Source organism: Sporosarcina sp. ACRSM (genome assembly GCF_022346545.1).
Taxonomy (GTDB): Bacteria; Bacillota; Bacilli; order Bacillales_A; family Planococcaceae; genus Sporosarcina.
On sequence record NZ_JAKRNU010000003.1, the window covers coordinates 42,036 to 66,930 of the forward strand.

Genomic DNA, 24,895 nt, shown 5'->3' on the forward strand with positions numbered 1-24,895 from the left:
CCCACCTAACTTATGCGCGCGCTTCGAACAGTTTCACCGCTTCAATAATGACGTTCGTCGCTCTCTCCATATTATCCACTGAAATGTATTCATACTTGCCGTGGTAGTTTTCGCCGCCGGTAAAAATGTTCGGCGTCGGCATTCCCATATAGGACAGTTGGGAGCCGTCTGTGCCGCCACGGATTGGCACGATATTCGGTTCAATATCGAGTCCTTTGAAAGCGTCGGAAATGATATCGACGATTTCTATCACCGGTTCAATTTTCTCACGCATATTGAAGTATTGATCTTCCATTTCTAACGTCACAGCGTGTTCACCGTATTCCTTTTTGAGCTGCTCAACCGTTTCCACCATCAACTGTTTTCTTGCCTCGAATGTTGCTCGATCGAAATAACGGATAATATAGCCGAGTGTCGTCTTTTCGATCGTTCCATCGAACTGCATCAAATGGATAAACCCTTCATAGTCCTCCGTTTTTTGCGGAATTTCATCTGCAGGCATCGCTGCTTGGAATTGATTGGCGATTAGAATCGAATTCACCATTTTCCCTTTTGCGGAACCGGGATGGATATTCGTGCCGTGGAATGTCACTTTCGCCCCGGCCGCGTTGAAACTTTCATATTGCAGTTCGCCGAGTGGACCGCCATCCATCGTATAGGCATATTTGGCGCCAAATTTTTCAACGTTGAATTTATGCGGACCCCGGCCGATTTCCTCGTCTGGTGTGAAGGCGATGCGCAGCTTGCCGTGCTGGATGTCCGGATTCGCGATCAAGTACTCCATGGCGGTCATAATTTCAGCGATGCCCGCTTTATTGTCGGCGCCGAGAAGAGTTGTACCGTCCGTTGTAAGAAGGGTATGACCTACATAATTTTTCAGCTCTGGGAAATCATTCACGCTCATGACGGTATTCGCGTTCAGTTGAATATCGTTGCCGTCATACTGGTCGATCCGTTGGGGATTGACGTTTTTCCCTGTGTAATCGGTGGCCGTATCGACATGTGCAAGAAAGCCGATCACCGGTACATCCCGATCTGTGTTGGCAGGAAGCGTGGCGAATAGATAACCGTTCTCGTCTAACGTAATCTCTTCCATGCCAATATCGTTCAGTTCCCGTTGCAATTCGTGCAACAGATCCCACTGGCCTGGTGTCGAGGGGGTGGATGAGCTATTTGCATCCGATTGTGTATCAATTTTTGCATAGCGCGTAAGCCGTTCGATCAGTTTTTCTTTCATTGCCCAAACTCCTCCTAAGTAGTAAAGTTACGGTCTTTCCATCTTATCAGATTGTTTAGACTTACGGAATAATTGAGTAGGAAAAAAGGGGGCCTGTTATGGTGCGAACAGGATTCACTTTCACAAAATCAAATACGTTAGAATACTTAGGACTATGGATGTGATCAACATCGCCATCAATGGCTTCAACGCTTTTGTCCGCAGTTCGCGGAGATTTACGTTGAGACCGAGACCGACCATGGCGGCGGTCAAACACCAAGTCGTTACGGTGGAGACGCCGGACAGTAAGTTTTCTGAAACGGGGATAGATTGGCCAAGTACATAGCTTCCGAAAAGGCTCATGAGGATGAACCCGATCAAGAACCATGGAAATTCGATTTTATTTCCATTTGAATCGTTACCTTTGCTTTTCCGTTTCATCCAATATAAGAAAATGAAACAGAGTGGGACAAGAAGGAATACGCGGCCAAGTTTGGCGAGTAAGCCTACTGCAAGGGCATCTTCGCCTCCAGGTGCGGTGGCGAGGGCCACATGAGCGATTTCGTGTAAGCTGATCCCGGACCAAATCCCGTAATCGACGGCCGATAACGGTAAAACGGGACGTAAAATCGTGTATGTGATTGCAAAAACGGTGCCGACGAGCGCGATGATTCCGACGCTGATCGCGGTATCTTCATCTTTTGATTTGACGATCGGGGCAATCGCGGCAATGGCAGCTGCTCCACAAACGCCGGTGCCGACACCTAATAGCAGTGAAATGGTCATATCCGCTTTCATGATTTTGGCCAGCCAGACCGTTAAAAGAATCGCAAAGAGGATAACACCGGCATCGCGAATGAGTAGGCCCATCCCATCATGTAAGACCATATCGATATTCAACTTTAAACCATAGAGAATAATGGCAAAGCGCAATAATCTTTTAGACGAAAAAGTGATGCCGGGACGGATCAGCTCAGGGTAATGAAAGACTTGCCGATAGATGACCGCGAGTATAATGGCGCAGGCCAACTGTCCGACATGGTCAAACCCGGGGACTTTTGCAAGAACATAGCCGAGCAATGCGATTAAAAAAGTGAATGCAATGCCGCCATACCACGAGAAGGGTGGGAGTTGCCATTTCGTTGGTTTTAGTGTGGGTGTGTCATCGGTAGGTCCAATGGATGGACGTTTTTTGCCGCTTTCTATTTTCATGTGAACACCTCTTATCATGTACTGTATAATTACCATATTCCCGTTTCAATGATAAGTAAAATAAATATATGTGATGTTTACCATAAGCGAATACATATGAATGGAGGCGTTTCCGGATGGATCAACATTTACGCGTGTTTGCCATGGTCGTGGAAAAAGGGAGTTTTTCACGGGCGGCGGAAGAATTACATATGACACAGCCAGCAGTAAGCCAGTACATCAAAGTATTGGAACAAACTTATGGAGAGCAACTTCTTGATCGAAACAATAAATATGTACGTTTAAATAAAGCGGGAGAAATTGTGTATGTGCATGCGAAGGAAATATTGGGTTTATACACGAAAATGCAACGCTTATTGGATGACTTGGCGAACCGAGCGACCGGCCAGCTATCAATCGGAGCAAGTTACACGTTTGGAGAGTATGTTCTACCCCATTTCATTGCCAGATTGCACGAACAATTTCCACTTATCAAGCCAAGTATTGTCATTGGAAATTCGAAGGAAATTGCGGAGTTGGTCGAGGGGCATCAACTGGATGTAGGTATTATCGAGGGTGAACTGCAGAACGCCCATCTTTCCATTGAAGCATTTGCGGAGGATTTAATGTATGTCGTTGCATCGGCACGACATCGTTTGGTGCAGCAAACTGATGAGGTGGAACTATCCGATTTGGAACAAGAGACATGGATCATTCGTGAACTGGGCTCCGGAACAAGGGCGGCTACAGAAAGCATTTTTCAAACTTTGTCGATTGCTCCGGCGGATATTATGGAATTCGGTAGCACCCAGCTCATAAAAGAATCGGTGGAATCCGGTCTCGGTCTTACATTCCTATCCCATTTGGCCATCCGGAAGGAAGTTTCAATGGGGTTGTTAAACGTCATCCCTTTAAAAGAAACACCCTTCAAACGGAATTTTTCAATCGTATTACGGACTTCGTTCAAAACGAAAGCAATGGAAGTATTTATTGATTTGTTAAAAGAACATCCTGCAATCTCAACGGTAATGAAAAGAACATGAAGTCGTGTGAGTTTCATACGGAAAAAATAAAAAAGGCATCGCATTTTTTCGCGGATGCCTTTTCCATATTCGTTAAATAACAGAATAGTTCTTATGTGAAACGACCGTTAGATTTGACGCGGCGCCAATACGCTCGGCGTCACTCGATGAAATTTGTACGATAACGGAGTTCTCCAGTATTTTATAAATGGTGCCATTTACCTCGTGATCATTGCGGACGAACGAAATCTTTTCATCGATTTTGCGCTCTGAGACAAAATCTGAAACCTCTTTTTCCTTGCGTGGAAAAGCCATTCGAATTCCCCCTATTGTTTTTTTCTCGTTAACTGTATCCCGCATACAAGCATAATAAAAAAAGCTTAGGCAAAGTCCTAAGCGGGAAATGAAAACGGAAAACAACTTAACGAAAATGATCTATCACAAGTTGTCTATTTATAGTATACCATAATTTAATGAATTTTGCAGATGCCATGTTTGGGGAGCATGTATGTGCCTATTGATTTTTTGCACTTTCACATCTTCGAGTCGAGTGCTATGATAAAAGACTGCATTGAATTTATGATGGTGATTCACGTCGGAAAATTGGAAATAAAATTAATTCAGACAATTAAATCGCAGAAAGAGGTGCGTGATGAAAAAGAGAGCAGTCGATTTTCTTTATATATTAGTCGGATCTTTTATGTTCGCATTGGCGGTCAATCTTTTTGTCATACCGAACGAACTTGGGGAAGGCGGGGTTACCGGGTTGACCATCATCGCTTACTATCTCTATGGATGGTCACCAGGACTGGTGAATTTAGTGCTCAACGGTTTTTTACTGATCGTAGGCTATAAATTTTTGAGCAAAAGTACAACGGTTTATACGATTATTGCCACGCTATTCAATTCTTTATTTTTACATTTGACAGCGGGATGGAGCGTTTCGTCGGATGAAATCGTAGTGAATACCATCTTTGGCGGTGTATTTATAGGTGTAGGGATTGGACTCATCATTCGAGTGGGGGGTACAACCGCGGGCTCTGCCATTCTTGCCAGTATTGCAAATAAGTATCTTGGTTGGAATATTAGTTATGCCTTGCTGTTTTTCGACTTGATTGTCGTGTTCTCCTCTTATTTTATTATCGGTGCCGAAAAACTGATGCTAACGATTATGATGCTGTATATCGCCACAAAAGTCATGGAGTTCATCATTGAAGGATTGAACACAAGAAAAGCGGTAACAATCATTTCGAACAACGCAGACCAAATCGCCAAGCAAATCAATGAGGTGATGGGCAGGGGCGTGACGGTTTATTCAGGTCATGGCTATTACACAAAGGAAGAAAAGGACATCCTGTATATTGTGATCAGTAACCGTGAAGTGGTGAAATTGAAGAAAATCGTGAAGAATGCAGATCAGGACGCTTTTATTGCGATTCACGATGTCCGGGATGTTTTTGGTAAAGGGTTTATGGAAATTGCGAAATGAAGAAAAAAGAAAGACTGAGAACTTCCAACTTGGAGCTTCTCAGTCTTTTTTGGCATTCTTTTTAAAAATTGTTGAAATCCGTTTCTCAGTGCCTGCTTTCATCCGGCTGAAATTCTCGAGGTGTTTCCAGATAGCCATACCGAACAGTGAGGCGGCAATGAAGAGCGGCCAATAGCCTTCCGTCCACAGCGCTTTGGCAATGAGTGTAATATACAGCATCAATACACCGACAACGAGAAAATCGGTTGTCAGTGCGACGATGACGAACAATAGAAAACCCGCAAGACCGAGCCGCCAATCGAGTGTGAGCAGCACCCCGATGATGGTGGCTGTTCCTTTTCCTCCGTTGAAATGCATATGGAACGGGAAATTATGGCCGGTCACTACTGCCGCACCGACAATGAATAACAACAAAGTGACCGTGTCTTCCGGCCAACCCGCTTGGTGGGCAAAATAGCGGACAAGCCATATGGCGACCGCTCCTTTTCCAATGTCAATCGCCGCTACCAATGCCCCCATTTTTTTCCCGAGGACAATCGTCGCATTGGATGCGCCCGCATTTTTCACTCCGGTCTCTTTTAAGTCTACCCCGGATATTTTCTGGGCAATTACGGAACCGTGCAGGCATCCGATTGCATATCCCATCAGGAGAACTCCTACAATCCATACTTCCATCTTACTTCCCCCAATCAGCCATACGAACAGTATATCATTCTATAAAATCAAATTAAAAAATATTTTAAATTAGTTGCTTGACAATTCTATGAAATTACTCGTATACTTATTTCACAAGATGGAAAATTAAATTAATTGAACTCTTATCAAGAGCGGCGGAGGGAATAGGCCCTGCGATGCCCGGCAACCGGCAAGCGACCAACTTGCAAAGGTGCTACTTCCTACAGAACCGTTAAACGTTCTGAAAGATAAGGGGAGGAATAAGCGAAAGCATAACCCTCTTCTTAGGCGAAGGGGGTTATTTTTTACATTTATAACCCTTAACACCACTATGAATTGTAGGTATTAAAAAACTCTAGGAGGTACTAACAATGACAAAATTTCAACCCGAAACACTACTACTACATGGCGGCCAAGAGCCAGATCCAGTAACAGGATCGCGCGCATTACCGATTCATCGTACAACTTCTTTCGTTTTCCCTGACACGGAGCATGCACAAAATGTATTCGGTCTTAAGGTAGCTGGAAATATCTATACACGAATCACCAATCCGACAACCGGTGCTTTTGAAGAACGTATTGCACTTCTTGAAGGTGGAACTGCTGCAGTCGCACTTTCATCAGGGATGGCGGCAATTGCATTCTCCATTCTGAACATTGCTGAAGCGGGGGATGAAATCATCGCTGCTGAAAACTTGTATGGCGGTACATATAATTTGTTCGCTGCTACACTTCCACGTTATGGCATTAACGTAAAATTTGTTGATGCGACAGATCCGGAAAACTTCCGGGCAGCGATTACCGATAAAACAAAAGCATTATTCGCTGAAACAATCGGCAACCCAAGCCTACACGTATTGGACATCGAGGCGGTTGCGAAAGTTGCACATGACAACGAAATTCCATTGCTTGTAGACAGCACATTCTCAACACCGTACGGCACAAATCCGATTGAGTATGGAGCGGACGTCGTCATTCATTCAGCAACGAAATGGATCGGCGGACATGGAACTTCGATTGGCGGAGTTGTTGTCGATGCAGGGAAGTTCGACTGGACGAGAGGGAAATTCCCAGGCTTTACAGAGCCAGATGAGACATACAATGGTCTTCGTTACGGAATCGATACGGCTGCTGCTGCGTTCGCTACGAAACTGCGCGTTCAACTATTGCGTGACTTCGGTCCGTGCTTAAGCCCTGATAATGCGTTCAACTTCCTGCAAGGGCTTGAAACACTTCACCTGCGTGTTCCGAAGCATAATGAAAACGCACTTAAAGTTGCACAATTCTTGAAAGATCACCCAGCTGTCGAATGGGTAAATTATATCGGTCTTGAGGATCATCCATCCCATCAAGATGCAAAGAAATACTTGAAAAACGGCTATGGCTCCATCGTTAACTTTGGCATTAAAGGTGGACGTGAAGCAGGTCGGAAAGTGATTGATAATATTACGATCTGGTCGCATGTGGCAAACGTGGGGGATGCGAAATCATTGATTATCCATCCGGCATCTACAACGCATCAGCAATTGAGCGCAGAAGATCTGAAAAAATCTGGTGTAACAGAAGAACTAATCAGATTATCGATCGGTCTTGAAGCACCTGAAGATATCATTGCAGACCTTGCGCAGGCAATTGAAAAAGCGGTACCGGTTAAAGCATAACGAATTGTAATTGAAATTTGAAAAACGGGACTCCTCATCGAGCAGTCCAGGGAGGTGGCGAAATGCCGACAATTAAAGTGGCTATACTCGGCTTCGGCACTGTAGGTGAAGGAATTTATAGGATTTTGCAAGAACGGAAAGAAGCGATTCAGAAAGAAACGGGCTATACGATTGACGTCGATTCAATCCTTGTTCGAAATAAGGGGAAAGTACGATTCGCAACCCCTGGAACGAAGATAACGGAAGATGTGCAGGAAATTTTGTCAAACCCGGAAATCGATGTCGTCTTTGAAGCGATTGTCGGGGAAGAACCGGCATATACGTATCTTTCGGAAACGATCGAAAAAGGATTTCACGTCATTACGGCAAATAAGGCCATGTTTGCGAAGCATGGCCCCGCCCTTTTGAAACATGGACAATTCCGGGATGTCAAAGTCTGTTACGAAGCAACGACAGCAGGGGGCGTTCCGATCATCCGGACGATTTCCAGCTTATTGCCCGCAGACCGTGTGAGACGGGTCCGTGGTATCCTGAATGGAACGTCCAATTTCATCCTGACAAAAATGCGGGAAGAAGGCCTCTCATTTGAGGCGGTACTTCGGGAAGCGCAAGCACGAGGGTTTGCAGAAGCGGACCCGACAGATGATGTAGGTGGAATGGACGCCTTCCGGAAATTGATGATTTTAAGCACGCTTGCGTTTGGCAAACAGCCGGATTGGCAAGACGTTCCGATCGTTGGCATCGATCGATTGACGATTACGGATATTGCGGACGCGTCAAAAGGTAATCTTCGTTATCGACATGTCGCAGATATTACAATAGAAGCAGACGGAACACTGCGCGGAAGTGTCGGTCCGGTACTGATCGGGCCGGATCATCCGCTTTATGGAGTGGACGGCGTCGATAATGCAGTCATCGTAGATACGGAACATCTAGGTGCGTTGACGTTGATCGGTCCGGGAGCAGGCATGTATCCGACAGCCAGCGCGATGGTGGGAGACTTACTACAGATCATCGGCAAACGTGAAACAGTGGCCTTGACAAGCTGAAAAAGGGACTCCTCATTAATCATTTAATGAGGAGTCCCTTTTTAATTTTTCCTTTCATAGGAAATGATGAAGCTTTTGATTTAAGCATATTAGCGAATGGTTCTAGAGGATGATGATAAGATACCTTTTTGCAATTCGCTCATACCTTCTTTTTTACGAACGAAAATGAAATAAGAGGTAATGGTTAAACTCGCTATTAACAATGTGAGGATAGCCTGTATCCTTAATGACTCGATGATGAGCATGGCGATAAAAATTCCTGCAATACAGAGAATAGTTGCATACGTCAAGTAAGGGAACAGCCACATCTTAAGTTGAAGTGCTTCCGGTTTTTCTTGTTCAAGTATTCTGCGCATCCGTAACTGTGAAAAGGCAATCACAAGATATACCAGTAATGCTACGGCTCCTGAAGAATTCACCAAAAAGAGAAAGATTTTATCGGGTGAAGTATAGCTGAAGATGACCGCAATATAGGAAAAGACTGTACTGAAAAGTATTGCTCGTACAGGAACCCCTTTTTTACTCAATTTAAGAAATGCCTTAGGTGCATCTCCTTTCTTTGCCATGCCGTATAGCATGCGCGAATTCGCATATAATGCGGAGTTTAAACAAGAAAGAACGGCAGTCAAAACGACAAAGTTCATAAGCTGTGCCGCTGCTGGGATACCGATATAATCGAGTACCGCAACGAACGGGCTGACAAGAATGTTAGCAGAGTTCCACGGTAATAATGTAACGACAATAGCAATGGAGCCAATGTAGAAGATAAGAATACGCCAAATGACACTATTGGTTGCAATACGTACTGCTTTTCCAGGATGATCTGATTCGCCAGCTGCAATCGCTACGATTTCGGTACCCATAAAAGAAAAAATGACAACTGTAATTCCGAGTAGAACGGAACCGAATCCGGTCGGTATGAAACCGCCATTTCCTAAAAGATTCGCGGTTCCTGGCGCCCCCACACCGGGATACCAGCCAAAAATGACACACAGACCAACAACAAGGAATAAACCGATACTAATGACTTTGATAAGCGAAAACCAATATTCAAACTCTCCAAAGGATTTAACTGAAAAAAGATTTGTAAGTGTCAACAAAACAGTTAAGATGAGTGCCATTAACCAAAGAGGGAAATCGGGTATCCAGTATTGCATGATGGCCGCACCGGCAATTGCTTCGATTGCAATCACGACAACCCAGAAAAACCAATACAACCAACCGATTGTAAAACCTGCCCACGGTCCAATTGCATCGCTGGCGTATGTGGAGAAAGAGCCACTTGTTGGATAAGCCGCCGCCATTTCACCAAGCATTCTCATGACCAACACGACAATCGTTCCTGCAAAAGCATAAGAAAGAATGGCCCCTGGTCCTGAAGCATTAATCACTGCACCACTTCCGATAAACAGACCTGCACCGATAACCCCAGCAATTGAGATCATGCTGATATGTCTGATTTTCAAATCTGATTTTAACTGACCCTGTTGATTCATTATCTACATTCCCCCTTGTGAAAGTGATAATTCTCTGCTAACAATGTACAATTCCGTTGCTCAATTGCTAGACGTGTAATTTTCGTTAGATTTCCAATCTTGCTCCTTTCGTCGAAATTTGTAAACGGTTTCACGAAACTTGAGTGAATATTCACTTAAGTTATTTATATAAATCATACACAACTGGAAACTAATTTTCGTAGACAAGTTGTAAATAGATAGGGGATTAAATTAGACGGGGTGTTAAATTTGGTCTTTCTATTAAATTGTTTGATACATTTCCTTAACAATTGAGATAAAACTTCTTGTCGCATGCGATGCCTGCTTTGTAATACCTAAACCGATAATCCTGTACGCCTCTTCTTCAAATTCAAGGGCTGTGATGCCATCCGGAGTATTCTTCAGGACGAGTTCAGGTCGGATATTAATTCCTATATTTGCTTGTACTAAGGCGATGATGGACTGATCATCTGAAACTTCATATTTAACATTGGGATCGATATTGTGTTTGTTAAAAAAAGTGATGACCTCACTATCCCATCCTTTTTTAGGCTTGATTAACGGAAATTCCTCGAGTTGCTGAATACACATTGCTGTTTGTAAATGTAAAGGGTTGTTGTTCGAAACGATGCAAAACAGTTTGTCCTTGTGTAAAGGTAAAAATTCAAGCCCTTTTTTAATGGGCGCTGTCGTGAAGCAACAATCTAATTCCCCTAATTGCACGGCATTTTCTAGACTTTCGTAGTCGTCTTCAAAAATTTCAACAATGATGTCGGGGTGCTTCCTCTTGAACTCTTTTAGAATGGTTGGAAGCCAATGCGTCGTTACACTTGCGAAGGTTCCTACTTTTATAACCCCTGATTCTAATCCGTTTAGTGCGAGAGCTTCCTGTTGTAAGTTATGATGCGCGTGAATAATCGTAAGTGTATGTTCGTATATTTTCTCCCCTTCTCTCGTCAGCTTAATTCCCGATCGATTACGAAGTAATAACTGCAAATCCAATTCGTCTTCAAGACTCTTAATGGCACGACTTACCGCGGATTGTGTGAGATTTAATTCGATTCCTGTCCTTGTAATGCTCTGTAGTTGAACAACCTTATTGAAGATTTCATACCTCTGAATGGTCATTATACACGGCCTCCTTAATCAACATGAAAAAAAGTCATGCAAAACATTACAAACAGTCGTTTTACTAATTCTAATAGTCCAACTATACTGAAAATAAGTCAAGGGAAACTATTAGATTTGAATCGACAATGGTTTTAAGGGAACTCGATTCGCGATCGGATAGGGGATGATAGATGGGTAGTCTACTTAGTAATGATAGATGTGAAAGCGTTGTCTTTTTGAAGTCGGGTAGAACATTCTAGCTAGGAGGGGGAAAAATCAACATGACACTTACGATCGAGAAATTTGAACCGGTTCTCAGAGAAAAAACAACAGTTCAAAGGATGTATATTAACGGAAAATGGGTTACGAGTGTTTCAAATAAGACGCGTGAAATCCTAAACCCTGCAAATAATGAAGTCATTGCGGTGGTGACAGAAGGTGTAGAGGAAGAAGCGAACGCAGCCGTCAAAGCAGCCAAAGATGCATTTTATAAAAATGGTTGGAAAACAGTCTATGCCCGCATAAGAGCAGACCTACTTTTGAAAGTTGCAAGTAAATTAGCAGAACGTAAAGAAGAGTTTGCCATGCTCGAGACATTAAACAATGGAAAAGTGTATGAGGACTCGCTAGCCGATGTCGAAGATGCGATCCATCAATTTCAATACTATGCGGGTCTTGCCACAAAGCCGCATGGGCAAACCTATGAGGTGCCGGATGAGATACGAGCGATGGTTGTCCGCGAACCGATTGGCGTTGTAGCGCAAATTGTTCCTTGGAATTACCCGCTTGTCATGGCAGCACAGAAAATGTCAGCGGCGTTGGCAGCCGGCTGTACGGTCGTTATCAAGCCTGCCTCACAGACACCGCTCACGCTCATTCGCTTGTTTGAGATTTTGGATGAAGTCGGTTTTCCGGAAGGTGTTGTGAATCTGGTGCTCGGTTCGGGTTCGGTTATTGGCGATAGGCTAGTCAATCATCCGGATGTTGATAAGATCTCTTTCACTGGAGGTACTTCGACAGGCAAGCAAATTATGAAGGATGCCGCGGATACGATTAAAAAGGTTGGCCTCGAGCTTGGCGGGAAATCGCCCAATATCGTATTTGCGGATGCGGACTTTGAGACGGCGGTCGACTATGCATTACTTGCGATATTCGCAGGGCAAGGACAGGTTTGTTCCGCAGGCTCACGTCTTCTTCTTGAAAAAAGTATTTACGATAAATTTGTCCCTAAGCTTGTAGCACGGGCGAAGAAAATCAAAATCGGACCGGGTTGGCAAGATGGGACGGAAATGGGACCACTTATCTCACAAGCTCATATGAAGAGCGTATTGGACTACGTGAAAATCGGAGTGGAAGAGGGAGCGGAACTTCTGTGTGGTGGAAATCGAATAACGGATGGCGAACTTGCAAAAGGCAACTTTGTCGAGCCGACGATTTTTACTAACACCAAACCAGATATGCGCATTGTGCAAGAAGAGATCTTTGGTCCTGTTCTTGTCATTCAAGTATTTGAAACAGAAGAAGAGGCCCTTGAGTTGGCGAATGGTACGGACTTTGGACTAGCTGCTGCTGTGTTCACCAATGATGGAGCGAAAGCGCAGCGTGTCATCCGTGGTCTGCAAGCAGGTATTACGTGGATCAATGCCTATCACCCGACATTTAACGAGGCGCCGTGGAGTGGCTATAAACAAAGCGGAATTGGTGCTGATCTAGGAACATACGGTTTTGAAGAATATTTGCTGACAAAACAGGTCAATATCGCTCTTCATGTGCAACCGTCTGGGTGGTATAAGGGGTAATTGGTAATGCGACATAAGGGGGTTACATCATGAACAGTTTTGATATTGTCGTCATTGGTGCCGGCATTATAGGCTCTAGTGTCGCCTATCATTTATCCAAAGAAGGCTATAGCGTGGCACTTGTTGAAAAAGGCGACATCGCAAACGGAACATCCAGCCGCTGTGATGCTGTAGCGCTCATTTGTGATAAGAAACCCGGAATCGATACGGAGATAGGATTTAAAAGTATCCAACTCTATAAAGAATTGGCGAAGGAATTCTCGTTCGACTTTGAATTTTCCACCCGAGGGAGCTTGTACGTTTGTGAAACCGAACAAGAGCTTGAAATCGCAAACGGGTACGTCGCGGAACAAAGTGCTGCAGGATATGACATGAAAATGGTGGATCGCAAGGAGCTGCTAGAGATCGAGCCTTATTTGGCAAAGGATCTAGAAGGTGGGATCTGGACGGAAGTCGATTCTACAATGAACCCTTATTTAGTCTGTTATGCATTCGTGGAAGAAGCCAAAAAATACGGCTTGAAATTATTCACGAACCATGAAGTAAGGGACATTACAAAACGATTGGATGGCCGTGTGCAGTCGGTCATCACAGATAGGACAACGATTCACACAAACCGGGTTGTAAACTGTGCGGGTGTCTGGGCGGCGAAAATCGGAGAAATGGTGGGGATTGATATACCGATTCAGCCGCGAAAAGGGATGGTGCTCATCTCAGAGAAAACAAAGCCAGTCGTCGGCCAAAAAGTGCATGAATTCGGCTATATGCTTTCAAAATTTGAAGATATTCAGTACAAGCGCAATGTCAGTAAGCTTGTAGAAGAGAATAATATAGCCTTTACCATTGAGCCAACAGAAGCGAATAACTTTCTGCTAGGAGGTCATCGTGCATTTAAAGGGTACGATATCAGCTCGGAAAATGATGTCATACGGGGAATCGCGGAAAGGGCCATCCGCTTCCTGCCGATCCTCAAAGATATTAGTTGTATACGTGCCTACGCGGGTATTCGCCCATGGGTGGCTGACCATCTGCCAATCGTCTCTGAAGTCGAAGAGGTGCCAGGCTTTTATATTGCTAGTGGTCACGAAGGTGATGGCATCAGTATGGCACCGATTACCGGCAGAATGATTACACAGCTAATCGCTGGACAAGAAACAGACTTTAATATAGATCGATTAAACTTCTCGCGTTACAAGCAATTGGATAAGGTTTCAAGCTATTAATCATAAAAAAATCGTAAATTGGAGGAATGAACTATGTATAAACCATTCGGAATGATCCCAGCAATGCCAACACCTTTTGACCAACAAGGAAAGGTAGATTTTGCAGCGTTTAACGCATTGATCGAGCACTTGATTGACGGCGGCGTCCACTGTCTTCTCGCAGGTGGAAGCACAGGAGAATATTCACTGATGTCACTGGAAGAGCGGAAATCTGTCTTAAAAGCAGCGGTCGATGCTTCGAATGGACGTGTTCCGATTATGGCCGGAACGAGTGCCCATCGAACGGAAGAAACGCTCGAACTAACGAAATATGCAGCAGAAATCGGTGCAGATTGTGCGCTTGTGATTACGCCTTATTATATGCAGACGAGTGAAGCGGGCATTATCGACTACTTTAAAACAATTGCAGAGCAATCCGGCATCGGGATTGTCATTTATCATTATCCATCTGCAACAGGCGTGGAGCTGTCTCCGGAGCTAATCGCTCAGTTAAGTAAAATTGAAGGCATTGTAGGTGTGAAAAATACAACAGATCAAGAGCATACGTGCAAAGTAATCGGTCTGACAAAAGATCAGGAGGATTTCGCTGTGCTAACTGGGTATGAGCACTTGATACTGCCAACATTAGCTGTCGGAGGGGATGGCGCAACAGGAATTATCCCTAATCTGATTCCGAAAGAAATTGTGAAGCTTTATGATTTATTCACAAAAGAAAAGGATATTGAAGGGGCAATCGCGCTTAACCAGCAACTACTTCCACTCTATGACTATGTTGAAGCGGAGCCAAGCCCAGGTCCGGTAAAAGCGGGTCTTGACATCATCGGGTTGAAAGGCGGAACTGTCCGTTCCCCACTCGTTCCAGCTACTGAAGAATTAAAACAGAAAATGAAAGTGACACTTTCTGAGCTTGGCTATGAGGTAAGCCCGGTCTGATAACTTGTGGGGAATAGTCGAAAAACTATTCCCTACTCTCTTATTAATCTACTTAAAGGTGGGGACAGCATGACGATGATAACTGCGGAAAAAAGAGAATATGGCTTTATTGAAAAAGGAATAAAATCGAAAGTCCATATGAAGAAGGGGCAGTATATCTCAGGTTTTTCTGTAGGTATTCTGTTTTTAGATGAATGTTGGTATCCGATTTTACCGGGCAATGTAGCCAATCTGACCACTTATGATTTTCCTGTTGTGTTAAAAGTCGTACCGAATTGCACGCAAGAGAGAATTCACGCAGGGGATCCAACACTTATCGATGATGTCATTCGTGCAGCCAAACAATTTGAGGCTGAAGGGGCTCGGGTCATTTGTGGAGCTTGTGGTTTTTTCGGTAACTTCCAAAAGCAAGTAGCGAATGCGGTTGATATTCCTGTTTTTCTATCAAGTGTTGTGCAATTACCTTGGATTAAAACAGGGCTAAAATCAACTCAACGTGTGGGTATGTTGACGGCTGATAGTCATGGCATTACACCAGCTTTATATAAGAGTTGCGGCATCGATAGTCCGGATTACGTCGTTGTGAAGGATTTAGGTAGATTGCCGGAGTTTTCGGCAATCATTGAAAGTAGAGGCAGCTTTGATAATGATATTGTGCGTGAGGAAGTTGTCAATGCAGCGCTAGAGCTTGTCCGTGACAACCCGGATATCGGAGCGATCCTATTGGAGTGCAGTGATCTACCCCCATATGCAGCGGATATTCAACGAGCAGTTGGACTACCGGTCTATGATTTTATCACAATGATACGATGGGCACATATGGCAACAACACAAAGACCATATGATGGTTTCATTTAAGGCGGGAGGTTTTAATCATGAACGATGACAAGACGCTTGTATGCAGATGTGAAGAAGTATCGCTGAAGACCATTCGTGACACCGTCCAGCAATTCAGCTGTTCCTCCCGTGAAGTGAAATTGCGCACACGGGCGGGGATGGGGTATTGCGGTGGAAGAACTTGTCGACATGTTATCGATACAATTGTTTCAGATGTAAACCAGCAGGCTGTTGCGGATGAGGTACAACTGAGTTATCGTCCGCCGGTTCGTCCCATGACTTTTGGCGTGTTAGGAGGGTGCTGCCATGACAATGAGAGTTATTAATCATCCAGTTCTAGGAAAACTGCAGGAACGGAATCAGATTACAATCTATTTCAACAACCAATCCTATCAAGTGTATGAAGGTGACACCATCGCTTCTGCCATGATGGCTGAAGGCATTAAGACGCTACGGCATCATGAGGAGAGTGGGAAAGGTCGGGGCATCTATTGCAATATAGGTCATTGTTTTGAATGCCGGGTTCAAGTGGGGGAGCGCAAAGTCGTACGGGCTTGTTTGACACCCGTTTCAGAAGGTATGGAAATTCATTCACTGACTGCCTTTAAGAAGGGAGATGGATCACATTGGTGAGCTTATTAATTATTGGGGCAGGACCTGCGGGCTTAAGTGCGGCAATTGCGGCGGCTGAGCAAGGCCTTGATGTCAAAGTGATTGACGAGTTTTCCAAAGCGGGTGGACGCCTGCTCGGACAACTTCACCAAGAGCCAAACGGCGATTGGTGGAATGGGATCGCAATGGGGGAAAAGCTCCATCAAGAGGCGCTTCGTGTAGGAGTTGACATCCAATGTGAGGTATCTGTCTTTGATATTAGTCGATCCGCTACAGGTTGGACGGTGTACACCTCGCAAGGAATGATGGAAACAAGAAAACTGCTATTGGCCACCGGCGCATCGGAAATCCCTATTCCACTACCTGGATGGACACTCCCCGGGGTAATGTCCATTGGAGCTGCACAAGTGATGGGCAATGTCCATCGGGTAAAGCCGGGAAATACATGTGTCATTATTGGTGCAAATGTACTGTCCATGGCAATTGCCAATGAATTGAGATTATGTGGAATTAAAGTGAAGGAAATTATTCTACCGGCAGCGGGATCCATTTCCAAGGACGCGGGCAGACCGGAGAAAGTGCTGGCATCTTTGATGAAGTTAACACATCTGGCACCAACTGCTATTCTGCGTCAGGCGGGTAAACTTGGGAAATTTGTCAATCCAAGCTTCGCTATTAAGTTCTTTCCTAAAAAAGGTATTAAGCTATTTGATATTCCGATCCGGATTAAGAAGGCCGCCATCGAAATTGTTGGTGATGAGCATGCAACGGGTGTGCGGACAGTTGCGATTTCATCGGAAGGAAAAGAAATTCCGGGAAGTGAAAAGGTCACGGAAGCTGATTTTGTCTGTATAGCTGGAGGGCTGGCACCAATGTCAGAGCTTGCCTCAGTCGTTGGATGTTCATTCAAGTATGTACCGGAGCTTGGCGGTCACGTGCCTGTCCATAATGAACGGATGCAAACCAACGTCCCAAATCTCTTTGTGGCGGGAAATATCACGGGAGTTGAAAGTGCGAAAGTTGCGATGGCTCAAGGGAAAGTGGCAGGACTATCAATCGCCTTGGAATCGGGTAGTACAAGTAAGGAAATAGAGTTATTACTAAAGGTGGCCATTGAAGAAGTTCGGAAAACAAGGGCAACGGCGCTCATGCAGTTTCAACCTGGCATACCGGAAGCTCGAGAAATGGTGTACCGCCAATTTCTGCTTGAAGAACAGGCTATGAAACGAAAAGAATCGGTTTCATAAGAAAATGGATTGGAGGCGCGGATTTGAAGCTATTAATAGTGGGTGCCAATGGGACAATTGGCAAAGCGGTAGTTGAAGAAATGAAGGATACAGCTGAAATTATTCAAGCAAGTAGAAGTAATTCGACCATCCAAGTAGATATTACGTCGACAGCTAGTATTCAACATATGTTTGAGGAAGTTGGAGAAATAGATGCACTTGTCTGTACGGCGGGTGCGGCACATTTTGGAACTGTTGAAGAGCTCACCCCGGAACTCAATCGTATCGCCGTGGAAAGTAAGCTTCTTGGTCAGGTGAATTTGGTGCTTCTTGGATTACCCTACATACGTGATAAGGGGAGCATTACGTTAATAACAGGCATTCTCATGGATGACCCCATTGTGAAAGGGGCTTCCTCTGCGATGGCAAACGGAGGTGTTCGTGCCTTCGTTACATCGTCGGCGATTGAATTGCCAAGAGGTATTCGCATTAATAGTGTGAGTCCGAATATGCTTGAGGAATCGAAAGAAAAGTATGGTCCGTTTTTTGAAGGATACGAGCCGGTTCCGGCACAACGAGTTGCACTAGCTTTTAGAAAGAGCATTTTAGGTGCCCAAACGGGACAAAGCTATACCGTTTATTGAGAATCGGGTCACAACATGGCCTTTAACCTGAAGGGGGAAGTCATGACAGAAAAAACAGTTGTCATTACGGGGGCAGGAAGCGGTCTGGGCGCATCCCTGGCAAAGCAGTTTTCAGTATGCGGATATCATGTATGTTTACTTGGAAGAACGCAAGACAAGCTTATCCGAACAGCTTCGAAACTCAAAAATGACCATTCGGTTTATGAAGTGGATGTCACCTCACTCACAAGTGTTCACCATGTCATGAAAAAAATACAGGAAGCGCGTGGTTCGATCGATTGTTTAATCAATAATGCCGGTGTAGGGGTTTTTAAGTACTTCGGGGATCTCAAGCCAAAAGAAATCGATCAAATGATAGATACGAATTTAAAAGGAACAATCTATTGTACGCAGGAAGTATTGGCTGGGATGAAAGAAAAAAATAGGGGAACTATCGTCAATATCGTTTCGGCGTCCGGGAAAGTAGCAAAAGAGACGGAGAGTGTCTATAGTGCAAGTAAATTTGGTGTCCGGGGTTTTTCAGATGCACTTGCATTGGAATTGAAAAATTCCGGTGTACAGATTTTCTCTGTCTATATGGGGAATATGAAAACGGATTTATGGGGGGACGAACATCCCGAGGGTCAGTTGAATAATTATATGAATCCAGATGACGTAGCTGAAATCATTATTGAAAATTTAAAGCCACGGAAACATTTATATGTGACAGATGTGACCATTTTGAACCATGTTTAACGGCGAGGTTGGAAAGTAATATGACTCATTTGTTCAGATTATTCCTAATTGTCCGGAGGGGGACGCTTATGACTGATTTTATCAATTGGCTGAGTGGAATGGTGTGGAACCAATATTTTATTTATTGTTTTTTAGCAGTCGGATTGTTTTTTACGATTACAACAGGGTTTGTTCAAGTGAGGCATTTTAAAGACATGATCAGGCTGATGTTCCAAAGGAAGAGTTCCGAAAGTGGTGTCTCTTCCTTCCAAGCTATTTCAATGTCACTGGGAAGTCGGGTTGGAACAGGCAATATTGCAGGTGTGGCGACTGCGATTGCATTAGGGGGCCCCGGTGCCGTTTTTTGGATGTGGGTAATGGCATTCTTAGGTGCAGCAACTTCTTTTATCGAAATTACATTGGGTCAAGTCTATAAAAGCAAAATTGATGGAGAATATCGCGGTGGTCCTTCTTATTATATTGAAAAGGGGCTCGGATTAAAGAAGTTTGCTTTTGCATATGCGATGTTAACCATTGTTGCGAATGGTTTCTTGCTTATGAATATCCAGTCGAATACAGTTGCTGGATCAATGGCAAGTGCATTTGGCATAAGCCCGATTATTACAGGCCTGGTAATGGTAGTCCTCTTGGCAATGATTGTATTTGGAGGAGTCAAGCGAATTGCAAAGGTTGCGGAATGGGTTGTACCCATCATGGCCATTGGGTACTTGGTTGTTACTGTGATTATCCTTGGTGTAAATGCAACGGCCATACCAGCCGTTTTTACGTTGATTTTTTCAAGCGCCTTTGGTGTTGAAGCGACATTCGGAGGGATCGTCGGATCTGCCATTGCATGGGGCGTTCAGCGTGGATTTTTCTCAAATGCTGCCGGTTCAGGTGGAGAGACTTTCGAGGGTTCCGCGGCAGAAGTGACACATCCTGCGAAGCAAGGACTCGTGCAGGCCTTAGCCGTCTATATCGATACATGGGTCATTTGTTCGGCAACAGCTTTTATGATCTTGATCACGGGACTGTATAATGTACAACCATCTGGCTCAAAAGCACTTGCAACCAATATTCCTGGGGTAGAAGCCGGCGCTATGAATGTCCAACTAGCGGTGGATTCTGTATTTACGGGATTCGGCCATATTTTTATCGCGCTTGCTTTATTTTTCTTCTGCTTTACAACGATGATTGCCTATTATTATAAATCCGAAACGAGCTTGGCTTTTATTAATCGCAATCAAAAATGCAACAGGGCTTGGTTAGGGTTTCTCTTGAAATTTGGTGTTCTCATTTTTGCACTGACAGGTAGTGTTGTTTCTGCAAGTACCGCTTGGACGCTTGGAGATATTGGGCTAGGGAGTATGGCTTATTTGAATATCATTGCCATCCTGCTTTTGAGAAAACCGGCGTTGAAAGTATTAAAAGATTATCGAGAACAGAGAAAGGCTGGAAAAGATCCAGTATTCGATCCAGTAAAGCTTGGGATAAAGAACGCAGACTTCTGGGAAAATGAGTTTAAAACGGGTAGGTTAGAGAAAGGAATTGCACCTGAGAAAAGCAAACTTGACCGGCCTGCTAGCGGTAAAGTACAGCCACTTGTGAAATGAAGTTGACTGGAAAAACGAAAGAAAAGAGGCGGATTATGAGATTAAGGGATAAAGTTGCTATCGTAACAGGCGCAGGCTCAGGAAATGGAGCTGCCATTGCTAAAGGATTTCTTGCAGCAGGAGCGAAAGTGGTGTTTGCTGACATTAATGTCAGCGCGGCAGAACAGGAAGCGATCCAATCAGAATACGGTAAAGATGCTTGGATTGCGGTAGAAGTGGATGTTGCAAATCAGAGTTCTGTCGAAGATTTAATCCGTGAAACTTTGAAAGCGTTTTCGAAAATAGATGTTATGGTGGCTAACGCTGGAATTACGATCAGAAAACCATTTCTTGAGTTGTCGGAAGCAGATTATGATCGTGTAATGGACGTGAATGCAAAGGGTGTTTTCTTTTGCAGTCAAGAAGCTGCTCGGATTATGGTTGAACAGGGTGGTGGTAGCATTATTCATATGTCTTCCACGACCTCCGTTTTGGCAGAAGGAAATGCGGTACAGTATGGTGCCTCCAAAGGCGCTGTCGCTGCGATGACACGCCATATGGCATTGGATTTAGGCGAGCAAAACGTTCGAGTGAATGCCATCGCTCCAGGAACCATACAAACTAAATTGACAGGATCCCGTTTACAGGCTGAAGGAGTCGTCGCGAGAGAAGCGGAACTGACAATGTTAAAACGCATCGGACAACCGGATGATTTAATAGGAGCTGCACTATTTTTAGCATCCGATGAATCGTCATTTATAACTGGAACGCAAATCTTCGTAGATGGTGGTTATTCGGTAAAGTAAATCTCCCCAACATACTGAATTTTAAGGATATTAGAAGAGGGGAGTAGTGCGATTCAGGAATCGGCTCAAATATGTAAAAAGGAACTGGGGTATCGCGACAATCCACTTCCTTTTTATATATCCTGTGGAAAAGATGGACTCGTCTACAATTCGAGATGTGGATAATGAATCTTGCATCCTGAATTACCTGATAGTAACGATGCCAAGGAGGGGATGGTTTTTTATGTTAGAAATAGTGAGTTTCTTGAATGGGTATATTTGGAGTAAGGCCCTAGTATTCCTATTCTTAGCTGTCGGACTATACTTTACCGTCATAACTAGATTTGTACAAGTTAGGCGTTTGAAAGACATGATTACTTTACTATTTGAAAAGAATAATGATAATGCAGGTATTTCTTCCTTTCAAGCATTAGCGATGTCTTTGGGCAGTCGTATCGGAACCGGTAATATTGTTGGGGTAGCTGTTGCTATCAGTTTAGGAGGACCAGGAGCAGTCTTTTGGATGTGGATTACAGGATTTTTTGGAAGTGCCACTTCTTTTATCGAGATCACATTAACTCAAATTTATAAAAGTAAATTAGAGGGTGAGTATCGTGGTGGAACGCCGTTCTATATTTACAAGGGATTAAATTTAAAATGGTTCGCTGTTAGTTCGGCAATTGTTTTGACAGTAGTCATCGGAATTTTGTGGCCGACTGTACAAGCGAATACAATCGCGCTAACCGTACAAGATTCTTTTCATATTCCACCTTTGGTCACAGGGATTTTATTGGCGTCGTTAATCGCTGTTATTATTTACGGTGGCGTTAAGCGTATTGCGACTGTTTCGGAATACTTGGTTCCATTCATGGCGCTTGGCTATGTGGGGATCTGTATCGCGTTATTAGCTTTCAATGCTTCTGAAATCCCGGCTATGTTTACATTGATTGTTACAAGTGCTTTAAATCTGAATGCTACATTCGCCGGGTTATTAGGGACTGCAATTGCTATGGGCGTACAGCGCGGAGTGTTTGCAAGTGCTGCAGGTCTTGGTACCGAAACTTTCGAGTCCGGTGCGACAAGTGTCTCACATCCTGCAAAACAAGGTTTGGTACAAGCACTTTCAATTTATATTGACACTTTCTTAATTTGTACTGCCACTGCTTTTATGATTTTAATTACAGGGATGTATAATGTTGTTCCTAGCGGTAAGGATGCAATTGTTAGCAACTTATCAGGTACTGGTCCAGAATTATATACGCAATTGGCAATGGGAACTTTAGTTTCGCAGACTTTCGGTCAATACTTCATGGCAGCCTCATTATTCTTATTCTGCTTTACAACTTTAATTACTTATTTCTATAAAATGGATACCAACATCGCGTTTGTCAGAGAAACGCTGAACCTCAGAAGTTCAGGTAACGTTGTTAATCACCTCGCACGTTTTGGTCTTCTCGGAATGGTGATTTTCGGTGCAGTTAACTCGGCTCCATTGATCTGGGGGATTACGGATGTAGGTGTTGGTCTTCTCGGATGGATTAATGTGATCACTATTTTCACCTTATCTAAAATTGCAATAAAAGCGCTTAAAGATTACGATGAACAGAAAAAAGCAGGGCTCAATCCTGTTTTCCATCCGAGTAAAGTCGGGATTAAAAATGCTGATTTCTGGGAAGAGCTTGAAGCGAAAGAAGGCACTGCCGAAACAGAGCTTGACCCTGTCTTCCGCCCGAGTAAAGTTGGTATTTAACATAGAAGCCCTTCATTCAAAGAAAGCATATTGAACACATAGCACCTCTTGATCATGTATCAAAGGAGGTGCTTTCTAGCGTCACAACAACAATGAACGATCGTCAGCCTTACTCTTGTTGTCCGTCAATAGCCGATGGGCCATGATTGCAACTTCGAGTGCAAGGCGATTGGATGGTGCCATAAAGTTTTCCCCTAAAAGTGATTCCAGCTTTTCAAGTCGCTGGTATAATGTTTGTCTGACAATAAATAGGCGATCGGCCGTTTCTTTTTTAGAGCCGCTGCATGCCAGATAGACTTGAAGTGTTTCAAAAAGCGTACTGCCCATCTTTTGATCGTAGTCAAGAATAGCCGATAAGTAATCTCGGACGTAGGTTTCAAGATGGTTGCTGTTTTTTAGAAGAAGAAGGAGTCTATAAATTCCTAGCTCTTCATAGAAGTTTGTCTCCGCTAACCTCGATTCATGGAGGGCAAGAATTTTCTTGGCTTCTTCATAACCTCTTTTTACATCTGCAAGCTCCTTATAAACCATACTTATTCCGAACGTACACTTTTCCCCGGCAATGAAGCTATTATCCTTCATTTCAGCAATGTGTTGGATTACTTGTGAAAAACGAGTAGTCTCATTTATTAGCTGATCAACGGCGATGAAGGGAGCAATGACAGTAATCTCATTTTTGGTCGATGATACAGCGGGAAAAAAACCTGCTCTTTTAAAGACGGATCGGATCATTGCCGACCTCTGTAGTTTAATTTCTTCCCAATCATCTTCGCTAAGGTTTATTTCTTGTTCATTGGTTTGAATGGTAAAAATCCTAAAATGCATATTTCGACTCATGGTGGGCAAATAACTTTGTAAATCGTCTTGTTCGAAATCCCTACCGTTTAATAAGTTTCGAACAAATTCATCTTCATTATGTTGTTTCCTTTCTTCAATTGTACGATTGCGCAATAAAATTTGGGCAATCGCAAGCGAGGCACGATCCAAAATAAGAAAGGTGAATTCGTCTGATATTGGCTGATCCACTTGTAGGCAGAGATAACCCCAGGTTTGTCCGAGTCCTTTAACAGACATAAGGGCGAATGCTTGACCTTCCAGTGAGAAAATTGTCTGCTCCACATCGCCGGAAGGAAGGGTTTCGATATAATTCCGAATGGTGTATTCCATCTCTTTGCTTTCAGGAGGATAATAATAAGCTTTTCTATCATCTGTCATAAATAGAATGCTTTTTTGGAAAAACTGGTGTAATTCCTGTAAAATTTTCAAAATTCCATTAGGCGTCAAGGACAAAGCATTGAATTTCCTTGATAGCATATCGAGTTGTGAAAGCATTTGATGGTGTTGATTGATGATAAATGTATGAAGATCCTGCGTGATGTCAACAAATTTCACGGTATTTTCAAATACAATGATTGGGAAATCATGTTCGTTTGCGAGACTGATGATGTCCGCCGGAATTTCTGTGAAATGAGTTCCTAACTCAATGCAAAGACATGCGACGGCTTTTTCGACTAGTTTCTTCACATGTTCCAGCTGGGTGGGCAGATCGGATTGCAGGCCCCCACCTGTTGTCAGAATCATTTCTCCACCATCGACCAGTGACTCAAATTCATTAACTTCTAGTACATGTGTCCATTTCACCTGCCGATCCAATCCGCCCTCGCCCGCCACAACTTTTGCAGATGTAAATGAATCGCGGGAAAGAATATTACCAACAGTCAATTTCAATTCATTCATTTAACAGAAGCCCTCCATAACGTAAAAATAATAAGTGTGTGAATTTACAGTGTGTCTAGTTACAATAGTCTAAAAAATTAGTAAAGTATATGGTGAAGTCTAACGAAAATCGCATTAACTAGCAAGGGGAAATG

General features: G+C 43.7%; 23 protein-coding genes and 1 riboswitch. Of the genes, 16 read left to right on the forward strand and 7 right to left on the reverse strand.

The window, feature by feature from the left end:
* Nucleotides 1-10 precede the first annotated feature (10 nt).
* Entirely contained in the window at nt 11-1,237 is a 1,227-nt protein-coding gene (gene pepT / locus MHZ95_RS06000; protein ID WP_239389618.1) for a peptidase T, read from the reverse strand.
* A 120-nt stretch (nt 1,238-1,357) separates the two neighbouring features.
* Nucleotides 1,358-2,428 (reverse strand): YeiH family protein, encoded by a 1,071-nt coding sequence (locus tag MHZ95_RS06005; protein WP_239389619.1) that lies wholly within the window; start codon nt 2,426-2,428, stop codon nt 1,358-1,360.
* Nucleotides 2,429-2,544: 116 nt separating this feature from the next.
* On the opposite strand from MHZ95_RS06005, the gene MHZ95_RS06010 reads away from it, so the two are divergent.
* On the forward strand, nt 2,545-3,450 hold the full coding sequence (locus tag MHZ95_RS06010; protein WP_239389620.1) for a LysR family transcriptional regulator: 906 nt from the start codon (nt 2,545-2,547) through the stop codon (nt 3,448-3,450).
* A gap of 72 nt (nt 3,451-3,522) precedes the next feature.
* Here the strand turns inward: MHZ95_RS06010 and MHZ95_RS06015 are convergent, their stop codons facing one another.
* Complete coding sequence (locus MHZ95_RS06015; RefSeq protein WP_239389621.1) at nt 3,523-3,744, reverse strand: DUF2187 family protein; 222 nt, start codon at nt 3,742-3,744, stop codon at nt 3,523-3,525.
* Between the two features lie 337 nt (nt 3,745-4,081).
* On the opposite strand from MHZ95_RS06015, the gene MHZ95_RS06020 reads away from it, so the two are divergent.
* The gene (locus tag MHZ95_RS06020; protein WP_239389622.1) at nt 4,082-4,918 is read left to right on the forward strand and encodes a YitT family protein; all 837 of its coding nucleotides are present in this window, start codon (nt 4,082-4,084) and stop codon (nt 4,916-4,918) included.
* A 39-nt stretch (nt 4,919-4,957) separates the two neighbouring features.
* Here MHZ95_RS06020 and MHZ95_RS06025 read toward each other — a convergent pair whose 3' ends face one another.
* Nucleotides 4,958-5,593 carry a glycerol-3-phosphate acyltransferase gene (locus MHZ95_RS06025; protein ID WP_239389623.1) on the reverse strand — a complete coding sequence of 212 codons (636 nt, stop codon included), beginning with the start codon at nt 5,591-5,593 and terminating at the stop codon, nt 4,958-4,960.
* Nucleotides 5,594-5,733: 140 nt separating this feature from the next.
* A riboswitch (SAM riboswitch) is annotated at nt 5,734-5,848 on the forward strand.
* Nucleotides 5,849-5,964: 116 nt separating this feature from the next.
* Here MHZ95_RS06025 and MHZ95_RS06030 point away from each other — a divergent pair.
* Nucleotides 5,965-7,254, forward strand: a complete 1,290-nt coding sequence (locus MHZ95_RS06030) for an O-acetylhomoserine aminocarboxypropyltransferase/cysteine synthase family protein (RefSeq protein WP_239389624.1) — start codon at nt 5,965-5,967, stop codon at nt 7,252-7,254.
* A gap of 62 nt (nt 7,255-7,316) precedes the next feature.
* Nucleotides 7,317-8,303: a homoserine dehydrogenase gene (locus MHZ95_RS06035; protein ID WP_239389625.1), complete on the forward strand. Its 987-nt coding sequence runs from the start codon at nt 7,317-7,319 to the stop codon at nt 8,301-8,303.
* A gap of 89 nt (nt 8,304-8,392) precedes the next feature.
* On the opposite strand, the gene MHZ95_RS06040 is transcribed toward MHZ95_RS06035, so the two are convergent.
* Together MHZ95_RS06040 and MHZ95_RS06045 are read right to left on the reverse strand one after the other, a co-directional pair.
* Entirely contained in the window at nt 8,393-9,799 is a 1,407-nt protein-coding gene (locus tag MHZ95_RS06040; protein ID WP_239389626.1) for an amino acid permease, read from the reverse strand.
* A gap of 261 nt (nt 9,800-10,060) precedes the next feature.
* A complete protein-coding gene (locus tag MHZ95_RS06045) occupies nt 10,061-10,927 on the reverse strand; it encodes a LysR family transcriptional regulator (protein ID WP_239389627.1) in 867 nt (288 codons plus the stop codon).
* A gap of 263 nt (nt 10,928-11,190) precedes the next feature.
* On the opposite strand from MHZ95_RS06045, the gene MHZ95_RS06050 reads away from it, so the two are divergent.
* The 12 genes from MHZ95_RS06050 (at nt 11,191) to MHZ95_RS06105 (ending at nt 23,024) form a co-directional block, all read left to right on the forward strand.
* A complete protein-coding gene (locus MHZ95_RS06050) occupies nt 11,191-12,708 on the forward strand; it encodes an aldehyde dehydrogenase family protein (RefSeq protein WP_239389628.1) in 1,518 nt (505 codons plus the stop codon).
* A gap of 29 nt (nt 12,709-12,737) precedes the next feature.
* Nucleotides 12,738-13,931 carry an NAD(P)/FAD-dependent oxidoreductase gene (locus MHZ95_RS06055; RefSeq protein ID WP_239389629.1) on the forward strand — a complete coding sequence of 398 codons (1,194 nt, stop codon included), beginning with the start codon at nt 12,738-12,740 and terminating at the stop codon, nt 13,929-13,931.
* A 33-nt stretch (nt 13,932-13,964) separates the two neighbouring features.
* Nucleotides 13,965-14,864 (forward strand): 4-hydroxy-tetrahydrodipicolinate synthase, encoded by a 900-nt coding sequence (gene dapA / locus MHZ95_RS06060; protein ID WP_239389630.1) that lies wholly within the window; start codon nt 13,965-13,967, stop codon nt 14,862-14,864.
* A 69-nt stretch (nt 14,865-14,933) separates the two neighbouring features.
* Nucleotides 14,934-15,722: an aspartate/glutamate racemase family protein gene (locus MHZ95_RS06065; RefSeq protein ID WP_239389631.1), complete on the forward strand. Its 789-nt coding sequence runs from the start codon at nt 14,934-14,936 to the stop codon at nt 15,720-15,722.
* 17 nt (nt 15,723-15,739) lie between these two features.
* Nucleotides 15,740-16,027 carry a (2Fe-2S)-binding protein gene (locus tag MHZ95_RS06070; protein WP_239389632.1) on the forward strand — a complete coding sequence of 96 codons (288 nt, stop codon included), beginning with the start codon at nt 15,740-15,742 and terminating at the stop codon, nt 16,025-16,027.
* A complete protein-coding gene (locus tag MHZ95_RS06075; RefSeq protein WP_239389633.1) occupies nt 16,008-16,334 on the forward strand; it encodes a (2Fe-2S)-binding protein in 327 nt (108 codons plus the stop codon). Before MHZ95_RS06070 ends, MHZ95_RS06075 begins: the two co-directional genes overlap by 20 nt.
* Complete coding sequence (locus tag MHZ95_RS06080; RefSeq protein ID WP_239389634.1) at nt 16,328-17,560, forward strand: NAD(P)/FAD-dependent oxidoreductase; 1,233 nt, start codon at nt 16,328-16,330, stop codon at nt 17,558-17,560. The genes MHZ95_RS06075 and MHZ95_RS06080 overlap by 7 nt, the downstream gene beginning before the upstream one ends.
* A 23-nt stretch (nt 17,561-17,583) precedes the next feature.
* Nucleotides 17,584-18,183 carry a short chain dehydrogenase gene (locus MHZ95_RS06085; protein WP_239389635.1) on the forward strand — a complete coding sequence of 200 codons (600 nt, stop codon included), beginning with the start codon at nt 17,584-17,586 and terminating at the stop codon, nt 18,181-18,183.
* A 42-nt stretch (nt 18,184-18,225) separates the two neighbouring features.
* On the forward strand, nt 18,226-18,918 hold the full coding sequence (locus tag MHZ95_RS06090; protein WP_239389636.1) for an SDR family oxidoreductase: 693 nt from the start codon (nt 18,226-18,228) through the stop codon (nt 18,916-18,918).
* A gap of 68 nt (nt 18,919-18,986) precedes the next feature.
* Complete coding sequence (locus MHZ95_RS06095) at nt 18,987-20,510, forward strand: alanine/glycine:cation symporter family protein (RefSeq protein ID WP_239389637.1); 1,524 nt, start codon at nt 18,987-18,989, stop codon at nt 20,508-20,510.
* Nucleotides 20,511-20,545: 35 nt separating this feature from the next.
* Entirely contained in the window at nt 20,546-21,295 is a 750-nt protein-coding gene (locus MHZ95_RS06100) for an SDR family NAD(P)-dependent oxidoreductase (protein ID WP_239389638.1), read from the forward strand.
* A gap of 223 nt (nt 21,296-21,518) precedes the next feature.
* Complete coding sequence (locus MHZ95_RS06105) at nt 21,519-23,024, forward strand: alanine/glycine:cation symporter family protein (protein WP_239389639.1); 1,506 nt, start codon at nt 21,519-21,521, stop codon at nt 23,022-23,024.
* Nucleotides 23,025-23,105: 81 nt separating this feature from the next.
* Here the strand turns inward: MHZ95_RS06105 and MHZ95_RS06110 are convergent, their stop codons facing one another.
* Nucleotides 23,106-24,761 (reverse strand): PucR family transcriptional regulator, encoded by a 1,656-nt coding sequence (locus MHZ95_RS06110; RefSeq protein ID WP_239389640.1) that lies wholly within the window; start codon nt 24,759-24,761, stop codon nt 23,106-23,108.
* Between the last annotated feature and the right edge of the window lie 134 nt (nt 24,762-24,895).

Excerpts from the sequence above, each read along its gene's own strand:
- pepT (WP_239389618.1), bottom strand. The coding sequence starts at position 1,237 with ATGAAAGAAAAACTGATCGAACGGCTTACGCGCTATGCAAAAATTGAT.
- MHZ95_RS06005 (WP_239389619.1), bottom strand. The coding sequence starts at position 2,428 with ATGAAAATAGAAAGCGGCAAAAAACGTCCATCCATTGGACCTACCGAT.
- MHZ95_RS06010 (WP_239389620.1), top strand. The coding sequence starts at position 2,545 with ATGGATCAACATTTACGCGTGTTTGCCATGGTCGTGGAAAAAGGGAGT.
- MHZ95_RS06015 (WP_239389621.1), bottom strand. The coding sequence starts at position 3,744 with ATGGCTTTTCCACGCAAGGAAAAAGAGGTTTCAGATTTTGTCTCAGAG.
- MHZ95_RS06020 (WP_239389622.1), top strand. The coding sequence starts at position 4,082 with ATGAAAAAGAGAGCAGTCGATTTTCTTTATATATTAGTCGGATCTTTT.
- MHZ95_RS06025 (WP_239389623.1), bottom strand. The coding sequence starts at position 5,593 with ATGGAAGTATGGATTGTAGGAGTTCTCCTGATGGGATATGCAATCGGA.
- MHZ95_RS06030 (WP_239389624.1), top strand. The coding sequence starts at position 5,965 with ATGACAAAATTTCAACCCGAAACACTACTACTACATGGCGGCCAAGAG.
- MHZ95_RS06035 (WP_239389625.1), top strand. The coding sequence starts at position 7,317 with ATGCCGACAATTAAAGTGGCTATACTCGGCTTCGGCACTGTAGGTGAA.
- MHZ95_RS06040 (WP_239389626.1), bottom strand. The coding sequence starts at position 9,799 with ATGAATCAACAGGGTCAGTTAAAATCAGATTTGAAAATCAGACATATC.
- MHZ95_RS06045 (WP_239389627.1), bottom strand. The coding sequence starts at position 10,927 with ATGACCATTCAGAGGTATGAAATCTTCAATAAGGTTGTTCAACTACAG.
- MHZ95_RS06050 (WP_239389628.1), top strand. The coding sequence starts at position 11,191 with ATGACACTTACGATCGAGAAATTTGAACCGGTTCTCAGAGAAAAAACA.
- MHZ95_RS06055 (WP_239389629.1), top strand. The coding sequence starts at position 12,738 with ATGAACAGTTTTGATATTGTCGTCATTGGTGCCGGCATTATAGGCTCT.
- dapA (WP_239389630.1), top strand. The coding sequence starts at position 13,965 with ATGTATAAACCATTCGGAATGATCCCAGCAATGCCAACACCTTTTGAC.
- MHZ95_RS06065 (WP_239389631.1), top strand. The coding sequence starts at position 14,934 with ATGACGATGATAACTGCGGAAAAAAGAGAATATGGCTTTATTGAAAAA.
- MHZ95_RS06070 (WP_239389632.1), top strand. The coding sequence starts at position 15,740 with ATGAACGATGACAAGACGCTTGTATGCAGATGTGAAGAAGTATCGCTG.
- MHZ95_RS06075 (WP_239389633.1), top strand. The coding sequence starts at position 16,008 with ATGACAATGAGAGTTATTAATCATCCAGTTCTAGGAAAACTGCAGGAA.
- MHZ95_RS06090 (WP_239389636.1), top strand. The coding sequence starts at position 18,226 with ATGACAGAAAAAACAGTTGTCATTACGGGGGCAGGAAGCGGTCTGGGC.
- MHZ95_RS06095 (WP_239389637.1), top strand. The coding sequence starts at position 18,987 with ATGACTGATTTTATCAATTGGCTGAGTGGAATGGTGTGGAACCAATAT.
- MHZ95_RS06100 (WP_239389638.1), top strand. The coding sequence starts at position 20,546 with ATGAGATTAAGGGATAAAGTTGCTATCGTAACAGGCGCAGGCTCAGGA.
- MHZ95_RS06105 (WP_239389639.1), top strand. The coding sequence starts at position 21,519 with ATGTTAGAAATAGTGAGTTTCTTGAATGGGTATATTTGGAGTAAGGCC.
- MHZ95_RS06110 (WP_239389640.1), bottom strand. The coding sequence starts at position 24,761 with ATGAATGAATTGAAATTGACTGTTGGTAATATTCTTTCCCGCGATTCA.